An 11,391-nucleotide genomic window follows, 5' to 3' on the forward strand; every position below is an offset into this window, starting at 1 on the left:
TATTATGAGGATCGGCATGATCTGCCCGTACTCCTTCGATGCACCCGGGGGGGTGCAGGCCCATGTCGTGGACCTGTCGCAAGAACTCCGGCGACGTGGGCACACCGTCCGGATCCTCGCGCCCGGCCGACCCGAGAACGCGCCGATACCCGGGATGACTCTGACCGGTCCCGGTGTACCGATCCCGTACAACGGCTCCGTCGCGCGACTGAGCTTCGGTCCGGCGACCTGGCGGGCGACGCGGCAATGGCTTAAGGAGAAGCCGTTGGACGTGCTGCACATCCACGAGCCCAACGCGCCCGGCGTCGGGATGTTCGCCCTGGCAATGTCCTCAGGCCCGATTGCCGCAACGTTCCATACCTCAACGACCGGCTCGCTCGTGCTGGGCGCGTTCGACGGAGCGCTGGCCCCGGTGCTCGAGAAGATCCGCGGACGAATCGCCGTCTCTACCCTCGCGCGACGCTGGCAGATGGAGGCCCTGGGCTCCGACGCCGTGGAGATCCCTAACGGGGTCGACGTGTCCGCTTTCGCCGGTGTCGACACCTCGGCCGAGAAATCAGACGTACCCAGCGTCGCGTTCCTCGGCCGTTACGACGAACCCCGCAAGGGGATGCAGGTCCTTGCCGCGGCCCTGCCCTCGGTGCTCCGCCACGTGCCGGATCTGCGTCTGCGCATCATGGGAGACGGCGATGAGCGCGCACTCCGGGCACGCCTCCCGGCCGAACTGGACGTAGAGTTCCTCGGCCGCGTGGACGACGCACGCAAGGCGGCGGTCCTCGCTGCGGCGGACGTCTACTGCGCCCCGAATACCGGCGGTGAGAGTTTCGGAATCGTCCTGGTCGAGGCCATGGCGGCGGGGACAGCTGTGGTGGCGTCCGATCTCGACGCCTTCCGCCGGGTCCTGAGGGACGGCGACTGCGGCGAACTCGCCGCGGTCGGTGACCCAGATGCACTCGCCGCTTCACTCACGGCGGTCCTGACCGACCCGGCCCGCCGGGACAACCTGCGTTCCCGGGGCACCGAGGCGGTGCGGGAGTTCGACTGGCCCGTCGTGGCGGAAAGAGTCATCCGCGTGTACGAGACCATCCGAAGTCCGGGGGAGACGTTACGTGTCCGCTGAACTGCTCGTCCTCGTCGTCGTCATCTCCCTCGCTGTGGTCGCCGCACTTCTCGTGGCCTACCTCACCGCCCACCGCCTCGACCGACTCCACATCCGCACCGACCAGGCACGCACCGCCCTCGCCGGGGCGCTCGAACGCCGACACACCGCCGCCACGGCGATTGCGCGCGACGTCGCCACCAGGGACCCATGTGCCGCCGAGCGGATCACGACGACGGTCGCGGCGGCACGCACCCACCGCCCGGGCGCGATCGCCGGCACCGACCCCGCGCCAGACCCCGACCGCCGCGACTGGCGCGCTCGACCCCACGCCCCAGAGGCCGAACACGCCGAGAACGCTCTCGGGATGGTGCTGTCCACGGTCGATGTTCCTGCGCTCCCGCCGGACCTCGCAGCTGAGTTCGAGGACGTGACCGACCGTGTGGCCATGGCGCGACGCTTCTACAACGACGCTGTCCGCGACACCCGCGGTCTGCGCGAGAAGATTATCGTCAGAGCCCTGCGACTGGCCGGACGGGCACCTATGCCGGACTACGTCGAACTCGTCGATCCCCCTGCGCCTGATGGGTGACCATCCCTCGGTAGGGCCGCGGTTGGGGAGACGAAGTCAGGGACACCTACAATAGAACCCTGTTACACGTCGTCTGAGCCAGGGAAGGCCTATTTCGTGAGCGAGCCGAAGTCCAGCGAAAACACCACCGGAACCGCACGCGTAAAGCGAGGCATGGCCGAGATGCTCAAGGGCGGCGTCATCATGGACGTCGTCACCGCCGAGCAGGCGAAGATCGCGGAGGACGCCGGAGCGGTTGCCGTGATGGCCCTCGAGCGCGTCCCCGCCGACATCCGCGCCCAGGGCGGCGTGGCTCGCATGAGCGACCCCGATCTCATCGACGGCATCATCGAGGCCGTCTCCATTCCCGTGATGGCCAAGGCCCGCATCGGTCACTTCGTCGAAGCACAGATCCTCCAGGCCCTCGGCGTGGACTACGTGGACGAGTCCGAGGTGCTCACCCCGGCCGATTACACCAACCACATCGACAAGTTCGAGTTCACAGTGCCGTTCGTTTGCGGCGCCACGAATCTCGGGGAAGCCCTGCGTCGTATCACCGAGGGTGCGGCCATGATCCGCTCCAAGGGCGAGGCCGGCACCGGGGACGTCTCCAACGCCACCACCCACATGCGACAGATCCGCCAGCAGATCCGCGCTCTGGCGAGCCTGCCCGAGGACGAGCTGTACGTCGCCGCCAAAGAGCTCCAGGCCCCGTACGACCTGGTCAAGGACGTCGCCCGGGCCGGCAAGCTTCCTGTGGTGCTGTTCACCGCCGGCGGCATCGCGACCCCCGCCGACGCTGCGATGATGATGCAGCTAGGCGCCGAGGGCGTCTTCGTGGGCTCCGGCATCTTCAAGTCCGGTAACCCATCTGAACGGGCCAAGGCCATCGTCAAAGCCACGACCTTCCACGACGATCCGGAGATGCTCGCCAACATCTCGCGCGGACTCGGCGAGGCCATGGTCGGCATCAACGTCGACGACATCCCCGAGCCGCACCGCCTCGCCGAGCGCGGCTGGTGAATCCGGGCGGGGCCGACGGCTGAACCCTTTGATACGGCCTGCCCGACTCCCGACCTGAGCGACACGCCGCCCGGGTCCCTCCGCTGGGGCGGTGGGGCCCGGGCTGGCTCATCTGCCGGGCCGTCATCACGGCAACGTTAGGATCTGACCATGAACGCACACTCCGAACGGGCACGGTGACCCACGATGGCCAAGATCGAGGAAATCCTCGACATCGAGCGATTGGACCGTGACCTCTACCGGGGTCCCGCCATCAGCACCCACCTGCAGCGCACCTTCGGGGGCCAGGTCGCCGGTCAGACACTGACCGCGGCGGTCCGCACGGTGGACGACGACAAGCAGGTGCACTCTCTGCACGGGTACTTTATCCGGCCCGGCATTCCGGATGTGCCCACCGTCTTCCAGGTCGACCGACTCAGGGACGGGCGCAGCTTCGCCACCCGCCGGGTCACGGCGATCCAGGAGGGCGAGCCCATATTCTCGATGTCTGCTTCCTTCCACCTGGTGGATCAGGAGGGGATCGAACACCAGGACGCGATGCCCCGCGTGATCGGCCCGGAGGAGGTCGCGGTCCCGACTTATGCGGACCTCGACGAGACCCACCGGGCATTTGTCGACGAATGGGCCCAGTGGGATATCCGGATCGTGCCCCGCGATCGCCTCGAAACCACGTCGGCGCTAGCCGCTCAACAGCGTGTCTGGTTCCGTTGCATCGACCCGCTGCCCGACGACCCCAACTTCCATGTGTGCACGCTCGCCTACATGTCCGACATGACCCTGCTGGGCTCCGCCAAGATCCCGCACCCGGACGAGCCCACGCAGGACGCCTCGCTCGACCACGCCATGTGGTTCATGCGACCCTTCCGGGCGGACGACTGGCTGCTGTACGACCAGACGTCGCCATCCGCGTCCGGAGGGAGGACCCTCACCCAGGGCCGCATCTTCGACCGCTCCGGCCGACTCGTCGCGGCCGTCACGCAGGAGGGTCTCTCCCGCCGTCTGCGACCGGGTGCTCAGTCTTTCCCGGTGCGCACCGGTGACGAGCCGGAGAAGAAGTGAGTTCCGAGGCACCGGTCATCGGCGTTCTCGCGCTGCAAGGCGACGTGGCCGAACACCTCCGACACCTCGAGGAGGCCGGTGCACGAGCGGTGACCGTTCGACGCCGCGCCGAACTGGCGGAGGTGGACGGGCTCGTCCTGCCGGGCGGGGAGTCCACCACAATGAGCCGACTGCTCGACGTGTACGAGATGTACGAGCCGCTGGCCGAGCGGATCGCCTCCGGGATGCCCGTGTATGGATCGTGCGCGGGGATGATCCTGCTGGCCGCTGTCGTCCTGGACACGCGGGCCGACGCCTCGTGGTTCTCCGCGATCGACATGACGGTGCGGCGGAACGCCTTCGGGCGACAGGTCGATTCGTTTGAGGCCGACCTGATCGTCGACGCTCTCGGGCCCGAGCCACTGCGCACAGTGTTCATCCGCGCGCCGTGGGTCGAGGCGGTCGGTCCTGACGTCGAGATATTGGCCTCGGTACGCGCTTCCGACGGCCACGACCACGTGGTAGCGGTACGCCAGGGCAACGCGCTGGCGACCTCTTTTCACCCTGAGGTCACCGACGACATCCGGGTTCACCGGTACTTCGTCGACATGGTCAGCGCCGCGACCTCGTAGACTGCACGGTCAGCTAGACATCGCACCGGATGCACGCACAGTGCGGAGTCCGGTCTGACACCCCCGGAGGGCGGAACATCACATGGCAGGCCATTCCAAGTGGGCCACCACCAAGCACAAAAAGGCCGCGATCGATGCCAAGCGGAGCAAGCTGTTCGCCAAGCTGGTCAAGAACATCGAGGTCGCGGCTCGCACGGGCGGGGGCGACCCGGCGGGTAACCCCACGCTCTTCGACGCCATTCAGAAGGCGAAGAAGAACTCGGTACCCGCAGACAATGTCGAGCGTGCCCGCAAGCGCGGCGCCGGCGAAGAGGCAGGCGGCGCAGAGTGGGAGACCATCATGTATGAGGGCTACGGCCCCAACGGCGTGGCGTTGCTCATCGAATGTCTGACGGACAACCGCAACCGCGCCGCCAGTGAGGTCCGGACCGCCATGACCCGCAACGGCGGGAACCTCGCCGATCCCGGTTCGGTGGCCTACATGTTCACGCGCAAGGGCGAAATCGTCCTGGACAAGGGCGAGCTCGCCGAGGACGACGTGCTCATGGCGGTACTCGAGGCGGGCGCTGAGGAGGTCAACGACCTGGGCGACCAGTTCGAGGTGGTCTGCGAACCCACCGATCTGGTGGACGTGCGCACCGCGCTCCAAGAGGCGGGGATCGACTACGAGTCAGCGGAGTCCGGGTTCCGCGCATCGGTCGAAGTGACGGTCGACGCCGACGGGGCGAGCAAGGTTTTCAGTCTAATCGATGCACTCGAAGACTCGGATGATGTGCAGAACATCTACTCGAACGTTGACGTGCCGGACGACGTGATGGCAGCGCTGAACGACTGACTACAGATCGCCTGGTATGGTCTCGAACGTAGGTTCTACCAGTGGTCCACGGAGGTGACTGTGCGCGTCATGGGTGTGGACCCGGGGCTGACACGGTGCGGGCTCGCGTTAATCGAGACCGCACCGGGTCGGTCCGTTGTCGCGCTGGACGTCGATGTGGTCCGCACGACTGCCGAGGAGCCGCTCGAACGACGATTGCGAGCGGTCCACGCGATCGCTGATGAGTGGATGGAAATCCACGCTCCGGACGTCGTTGCCATTGAGCGGGTGTTCGCGCAGAACCAGGTGTCGACGGCGATGGGCACGGCCCAGGCTGCTGGAGTGGTCGCGCTCGCCGCGGCCTATCGCAACATTCCGGTAGCCTTCCACACCCCGTCGGAGGTAAAAGCCGCGATCACCGGCAGTGGGCGTGCGGACAAGAAGCAAATGACGCTGATGATCACCCGGATCCTCGGTTTACAGAAACCCCCGAGTCCGGCAGATGCCGCCGATGCGCTCGCACTGGCCGTCTGTCACAGCTGGCGGGCACCCATGCAGGGCCGCGTTGCCACGCATGACGCCCAGGTGGCGAACTCCCGCGCAGGGTTTGAGGCCAAAGTCGCCTCGGCGCGTGTCTCCGCGGCCGCGAACCGCACTCGGGGTGCGGGCTCAGCAGATCAAGAACGCGCACGGGCCGCAGCCCGTGCGATGGGTCGAACGAAAGGAGTGCGCTGGTGATCGCTTCGATTCGGGGAACGGTAGCCGAGGTCGGTCTGGACCGGTGTGTGATGGAGACCGGTGGGATCGGGGTGCTGGTCCACGCCACGCCGGCCGCGCTCGCGGGGCTGCGGCGCGGAACCGAGGGCATGCTCCACACCGAACTAGTGGTCCGTGAGGATTCGCTGACGCTCTATGGGTTCGACTCCGTCCACGCGCGTCAGCTCTTCCTCTCCGTCCAGACGGTCTCCGGGGTGGGCCCGCGCCTCGCCCTGGCAATCCTCGCGACGCTCGAGCCGCATGAGCTGGTCCGAGCCCTAGGTGGCGGCGACGTCAAGGCGCTTACCCGCGTACCCGGCGTCGGCAAACGCACCGCGGAACGAATGGTGCTCGAACTCAAAGACAAGGTGGGCGCAATACCGGGCGATACCGGGGTCGACCCCGCCGCGGGACCGGCGACGACGCCGGCAGCAACGGAGGTCACCGAAGCCCTCGAAGGTCTGGGTTTCTCCGCGGTGGAGGCAGAAAAAACCGCCACTGCTGTCCTCGCGTCCGATCCGGATATCGGACCCGCGGAAGCGCTCCGTCTGGCACTCAAGTCGCTCGGTAGGCGTTGATGACAGGCCCGTTCGAGGAAGCGGACGAAGGCACGGACTCGGAACTCTCCGCCACGATCACCCCGTTCGACACGGACGTGGAGGGAGCTCTGCGACCCCGCAACCTGGGGGAGTTCATCGGGCAGGAGACCGTCCGCGAGCAACTCGACCTGGTCCTCACCGCCGCAACGAGACGCGGCGTCGTACCTGACCATCTACTTTTCTCGGGACCGCCCGGACTGGGCAAGACAAGTTTGGCGATGATCGTGGCCGCCGAACTCGGCGGATCTCTTCGGATCACCTCCGGTCCGGCGCTCGAACGGCCGGGGGATCTGGCCGCGATGCTGTCCAATCTCATCGAGGGCGACGTGCTCTTCATCGACGAGATCCACCGCATCGCTCGTCCGGCAGAAGAGATGCTCTACCTCGCGATGGAGGACTTCCGCATCGACATCATGGTGGGCAAGGGTCCCGGCGCCACGTCGATACCGCTCGAGATTGCCCCCTTCACCCTCGTCGGCGCCACGACCCGTTCCGGGGCCCTCACCGGCCCACTCCGGGACAGGTTCGGGTTCACCGCCCACATGGACTTCTACTCCGACACCGATCTCGCACGGATCGTCTCCCGCGCGGCCGATATTCTCGCGATCCCCGTGGAACCGCAGGCCGCGATCGAGATCGCGGGTCGCTCGCGGGGCACACCGAGAATCGCCAACCGCCTACTCAGAAGAGTGCGCGACTACGCGGAGGTTCGCGCGGACGGACATATCACCGTTCCCGTCGCCCGCGCCGCCCTCGAGGTCTACGAGGTCGACCAACTGGGCTTGGACCGGCTCGACCGTGCAGTGCTCAGGGCCCTGCTCATCCAACATGAGGGCGGACCCGTTGGGTTGAGCACTCTCGCGGTAGCCGTGGGCGAGGAATCCACAACGCTTGAGGAGGTCTGTGAGCCGTTCCTCGTGCGTGCCGGACTACTCGCACGCACCCCCAGGGGGCGTGTCGCGACCTCGGCGGCGTGGGACCACCTCGGGCTCACCCGACCCGGAGACTCCTCAATCAGCCCCACGCTGTCGCTGGGAGTGGATCGAGGACCCGGCGCACGGGGATGAGCAGGGGACTGGCATCCTCGGACCTGACCGATCCGTCAGACGGATCCGAATACCGGCCCTCAGACAAGCGGGCCATCTCAGGAGGACTCGCATGGGACTGGAACTGCTGCTGCCGCTGATGATCATCGGACTTGTGGTCCTGATGTTCATGCAGAGTTCGAAGCAGCGAAAGGCCGTCAAGGCCCTCCGCGAGATGCAGGACTCACTTACCGTCGGCGACCGGGTGCTGACCACATCAGGTCTACGAGCCACCATCGCGACGATCGGCGACGAGACACTGATGCTCGAGATCGCCCCGGGCGTGAATACAGAGTGGGATCGTCGTGTCATCCGTGAGAAGGTCATCGACAACCCGGAAGGCGGCGGCATCTCCGAGGCGGACGCGTCGGGTTCCCGATAGACGGCTACCTGCGAGTAGTGTGATGGGGCCGTCCAGCCGGAGGCCTCAGCCGAGACCGAGAGAGATCCCCCTGTGTCACCAGTACGTTCTCGGGGCGGCGACGCCCGACCCAGACCCTGGGCGCTTTTGTCCATATTTCTGCTCGTGCTTTTTGTCCTCTTCTTGGGGGCGTTCGCGGTAAGCGACAAGGGACTGACGCCCAAGCTGGGGATTGACCTACAGGGCGGCACCCGCGTCACGCTGATCCCCAAGGGACAGCCTGACCAGTCCGATCTACGACTGGCACAGGAGATCATCCGCGACCGCGTGGACGGGCTGGGAGTGGCCGGCACATCAGTGGTGATCGAAGGTAGCAATCTCGTACTGACAGTGCCCGGTGAGGACTCCAGCCAGGCCCGGGACCTCGGCACCACGTCGCAGTTGACGATCCGCCCCGTCCTTCAGGTGCAACCCGTTGCCGAAGGCGACCTCGAGCCGGTACCCGCGGCAAAGGGCGACCGCGAAGCCGTCGCCAAGGAGGTGGAGGAGGCGCGCCAGACCCGCCAGGGGGATCCACAGGAACTCGCCGAGGCGTTCTCCACCTTCCGTTGCCCTGAACGTGACGTCCTCGCGGGGTTCGACGATCCCGCTGAGGCGCTTATCGCCTGTGGTGACGGTGCGAAGTACATCCTCGGCCCCGTGCCGCTGTTGATAGGCGAGCCAGAGGACGGTCAGCGCCTGGACGGACAGCAGATCGTCAAGGATTCCGTGAGCCACGGATTCAGCCAGCAGGCCGGGAAGAACGAGGTCTCCTTCCGGTTCTCGGCCGGTCCCGGCCAGCAGGGAAGTGCCACCTGGTCTCAGCTGACCCAGGAGAACCTGCAACGCCAGATCGCGATCCTGCTGGACGGCTCGGTCATCAGCGCGCCCGTGGTCCAAGGCGTCACGCCGGTCGGATCGGCAACCTCCATCACCGGCGATTTCAACATCGACGAGGCGGCGTCGCTGGCAGCGAATCTTCGCTATGGTGCGCTACCCATCTCATTCGAGGACCCCAACGTCGACAACGTGCCCGCGTCCATGGGACTCGCCTCTCTCGAAGCCGGGCTGCTGGCTGGAGCCATCGGCTTCCTCCTGGTCCTGGCCTACTCCGCCTTCTTCTATCGACTACTCGGCGTGCTCGCGTTCTTCTCGCTGCTGCTGTCGTTCCTCCTCACGTATGTCATGCTCGTCTTTCTCGGCTATACCGTCGATTATAGTCTGGATCTGGCCGGCATTGCCGGTCTGGTGATCGGTATCGGCATGACCGCCGATTCTTACGTGGTGTTCTTTGAACGCATCAAGGATGAGCTTCGCGACGGGCACCGATTCAGATCAGCAGTCCCCAGGGCATGGAAGAGCGCGTCACGGACGATCGTCACCGGCAACATGGTTAGCCTGATCGGCGCTGTGGTCCTGTATCTTCTCGCCAGCGGAGAGGTGCGCGGGTTCGCTTTCACGCTCGGACTGTCCACCGTCATGGACGTGTTCGTCGCGTTCACTGTCACCTGGCCACTCGTCTACCTGGTTTCCACCAAGCCGCTGTTCGCCAAGACATGGGCCAACGGCATGGGGCGCATGGAAAACCTTCAGGCCGCCGCAGCTGAACAGCGTCGCCTGGATCGAGAGGCGGAGAGGGACAGCGAGAAGTCTGCGTCACGTGGTGTGAACGCGAGTATCCGCGGGCCTGGCGCAACCACCCTCGCCGAGACCCCAACGCAACGCCCCGCCAAGGATGAAGAGGAGGGACGATGAACGCGCCCACCACCACCGCCCCCGAGGGCGGTAACCACTCTGCTCCGAGGTCCAAGGAAAGCCTTTTCACCCGGTTGTACACCGGCACCGGTGCATTCAACATCGTGCCGAACCGACGCAAGCTCTACGTCCTGACGCTGGTGATCGTCTCGATCTGCCTGTTCAGCATTCTGTTTCGTGGATTCAGCTTCGGCATCGACTTCACGGGCGGCACCAAACTGACCATGCCCGCGGGCAACCATGATGAAGACCGCGTGGCGATGGTGGTCGAAGAATCGCTAGGCGAGGAGCCACAAACCGTCCAGACGGTCGGCGCCGGCGACGCGCGGGTCATCGAGTTGGAGACGAGGTTCCTCGACAGCGACGAGGTACGAGCGGCAAAGAACGCCCTCTTCGAGGAGTTCCAGCCGGTCAATTCCAATGGCGTGCCGTCCATCGATGTAATTGGCGATTCCGCTCGAAGCGAGAGCTGGGGAGGCCAGGTCACGGAGAAGGCGCTGATCGCACTCGTGGTGTTCCTCGTCGTGGTATTCGGCTACATCGCTTTCCGGTTCGAGTGGCGAATGGCGACCGCCGCAATCATCGCGTTGCTGTACGACGTAGTGACCACCGCCGGCATCTATTCGATCGTCGGGTTCGAGGTCACACCCGCAACTATTATCGGTCTCCTCACCATCCTCGGGTTCTCGCTGTACGACACCGTAGTTGTGTTCGACAAGGTCGAGGAGAATACGCGTGGGCTCAAACACACCGCGCGCAGCACCTATGCCGAAGAAGCCAACCTCGGTGTTAACGAGACCCTCATGCGTTCGATTCACACCACCGTCATCGGCGTGCTTCCGCTGCTGTCCCTGGTGATCATCGCCGTATGGATCCTCGGCGTGGGTACGCTGCTCGACCTGGCAATCGTCCAGATGGTCGGAATCATCACCGGTACATTTTCTTCTGTGTTCCTGGCGACCCCGCTGCTGGTGACCCTCACGGAACGGGACCCTGAGATCAAGCGCCAGACCGCCAAAGTCCTGGCCCGCCGCGAGAAGGCTGAGGCCATCGCGTGACAGAGACTTCACTCACCCAGGTCTCCCCAGACATCAGCTCCGCGGTGGAGAAACTGATGCGCCGCGTAGAAGACTTCCCGTCCTCCGGTGTGCAGTTCTGTGACCTCACCCCCGTGTTCGCTGACGCCCACGGGTTCAACGCCGTGATCAAGGGGCTCGTTGCAGGACACGAGGTCGGCACCATCGACTACGTCGCCGGTCTTGACGCGCGCGGATTCCTACTCGCCGGAGCGGTGGCCGTGCGGCTCCACACCGGTGTTCTGGCCATCCGTAAAGCCGGAAAGCTTCCGCCGCCGGTGCACTCCCGTTCCTACGAGCTCGAGTACGGCGCCGCTACGTTGGAACTGCCGGCCGACGGTCTCGACCTAAGAGGCAAGCGTGTCCTCGTGGTCGACGACGTGCTCGCCACCGGCGGCACACTCGGTGCAGCAGTGGGACTCCTCGACGACTGCGGTGCGATCGTCGCGGGGCTGTCGGTCGTTCTGGAAGTTCCCGGTCTCGGAGGTCGGGATAGACTGGCCGGCACGCCGCTGACCTGTCTCACGGTCGCGTGACCCCCGG

The 11,391-nt window shown here is 65.7% G+C and carries 13 protein-coding genes; all 13 read left to right on the forward strand.

Annotated features, from left to right (window positions below; translation table 11 throughout):
* Positions 1–4 precede the first annotated feature (4 nt).
* Complete coding sequence (locus ON04_RS10910; protein ID WP_029458266.1) at positions 5–1,120, forward strand: glycosyltransferase family 4 protein; 1,116 nt, start codon at positions 5–7, stop codon at positions 1,118–1,120.
* Complete coding sequence (locus tag ON04_RS10915; RefSeq protein WP_010541653.1) at positions 1,110–1,691, forward strand: LemA family protein; 582 nt, start codon at positions 1,110–1,112, stop codon at positions 1,689–1,691. Before ON04_RS10910 ends, ON04_RS10915 begins: the two co-directional genes overlap by 11 nt.
* Positions 1,692–1,787: 96 nt before the next feature.
* Positions 1,788–2,693 (forward strand): pyridoxal 5'-phosphate synthase lyase subunit PdxS, encoded by a 906-nt coding sequence (gene pdxS / locus ON04_RS10920; RefSeq protein WP_010541654.1) that lies wholly within the window; start codon positions 1,788–1,790, stop codon positions 2,691–2,693.
* A gap of 186 nt (positions 2,694–2,879) precedes the next feature.
* Positions 2,880–3,752, forward strand: a complete 873-nt coding sequence (locus tag ON04_RS10925; RefSeq protein WP_010541655.1) for an acyl-CoA thioesterase — start codon at positions 2,880–2,882, stop codon at positions 3,750–3,752.
* Complete coding sequence (gene pdxT / locus ON04_RS10930) at positions 3,749–4,363, forward strand: pyridoxal 5'-phosphate synthase glutaminase subunit PdxT (RefSeq protein ID WP_010541656.1); 615 nt, start codon at positions 3,749–3,751, stop codon at positions 4,361–4,363. Before ON04_RS10925 ends, pdxT begins: the two co-directional genes overlap by 4 nt.
* Positions 4,364–4,445: 82 nt before the next feature.
* Entirely contained in the window at positions 4,446–5,198 is a 753-nt protein-coding gene (locus tag ON04_RS10935; protein ID WP_010541657.1) for a YebC/PmpR family DNA-binding transcriptional regulator, read from the forward strand.
* Positions 5,199–5,258: 60 nt separating this feature from the next.
* Positions 5,259–5,915 carry a crossover junction endodeoxyribonuclease RuvC gene (locus ON04_RS10940; protein WP_141564744.1) on the forward strand — a complete coding sequence of 219 codons (657 nt, stop codon included), beginning with the start codon at positions 5,259–5,261 and terminating at the stop codon, positions 5,913–5,915.
* Complete coding sequence (gene ruvA / locus ON04_RS10945) at positions 5,912–6,511, forward strand: Holliday junction branch migration protein RuvA (RefSeq protein ID WP_010541659.1); 600 nt, start codon at positions 5,912–5,914, stop codon at positions 6,509–6,511. Before ON04_RS10940 ends, ruvA begins: the two co-directional genes overlap by 4 nt.
* Positions 6,511–7,599, forward strand: coding sequence for a Holliday junction branch migration DNA helicase RuvB (ruvB, locus tag ON04_RS10950; RefSeq protein WP_010541660.1), 1,089 nt, complete (start codon positions 6,511–6,513; stop codon positions 7,597–7,599). Before ruvA ends, ruvB begins: the two co-directional genes overlap by 1 nt.
* 91 nt (positions 7,600–7,690) lie before the next feature.
* Positions 7,691–7,999, forward strand: coding sequence for a preprotein translocase subunit YajC (yajC, locus tag ON04_RS10955; protein WP_010541661.1), 309 nt, complete (start codon positions 7,691–7,693; stop codon positions 7,997–7,999).
* 144 nt (positions 8,000–8,143) lie between these two features.
* Positions 8,144–9,772: a protein translocase subunit SecD gene (gene secD / locus ON04_RS10960; protein WP_010541662.1), complete on the forward strand. Its 1,629-nt coding sequence runs from the start codon at positions 8,144–8,146 to the stop codon at positions 9,770–9,772.
* A complete protein-coding gene (gene secF / locus ON04_RS10965) occupies positions 9,769–10,830 on the forward strand; it encodes a protein translocase subunit SecF (RefSeq protein WP_010541663.1) in 1,062 nt (353 codons plus the stop codon). The genes secD and secF overlap by 4 nt, the downstream gene beginning before the upstream one ends.
* On the forward strand, positions 10,827–11,384 hold the full coding sequence (locus ON04_RS10970; RefSeq protein WP_010541664.1) for an adenine phosphoribosyltransferase: 558 nt from the start codon (positions 10,827–10,829) through the stop codon (positions 11,382–11,384). Before secF ends, ON04_RS10970 begins: the two co-directional genes overlap by 4 nt.
* Positions 11,385–11,391: the final 7 nt, after the last annotated feature.

The sequence above is a fragment of the Dietzia alimentaria 72 genome (assembly GCF_000226215.1).
Taxonomy (GTDB): domain Bacteria; phylum Actinomycetota; class Actinomycetes; order Mycobacteriales; family Mycobacteriaceae; genus Dietzia; species Dietzia alimentaria.

Excerpts from the sequence above, each read along its gene's own strand:
- ON04_RS10910 (WP_029458266.1), top strand. The coding sequence starts at position 5 with ATGAGGATCGGCATGATCTGCCCGTACTCCTTCGATGCACCCGGGGGG.
- ON04_RS10925 (WP_010541655.1), top strand. The coding sequence starts at position 2,880 with ATGGCCAAGATCGAGGAAATCCTCGACATCGAGCGATTGGACCGTGAC.
- ON04_RS10935 (WP_010541657.1), top strand. The coding sequence starts at position 4,446 with ATGGCAGGCCATTCCAAGTGGGCCACCACCAAGCACAAAAAGGCCGCG.
- ruvB (WP_010541660.1), top strand. The coding sequence starts at position 6,511 with ATGACAGGCCCGTTCGAGGAAGCGGACGAAGGCACGGACTCGGAACTC.
- yajC (WP_010541661.1), top strand. The coding sequence starts at position 7,691 with ATGGGACTGGAACTGCTGCTGCCGCTGATGATCATCGGACTTGTGGTC.
- secF (WP_010541663.1), top strand. The coding sequence starts at position 9,769 with ATGAACGCGCCCACCACCACCGCCCCCGAGGGCGGTAACCACTCTGCT.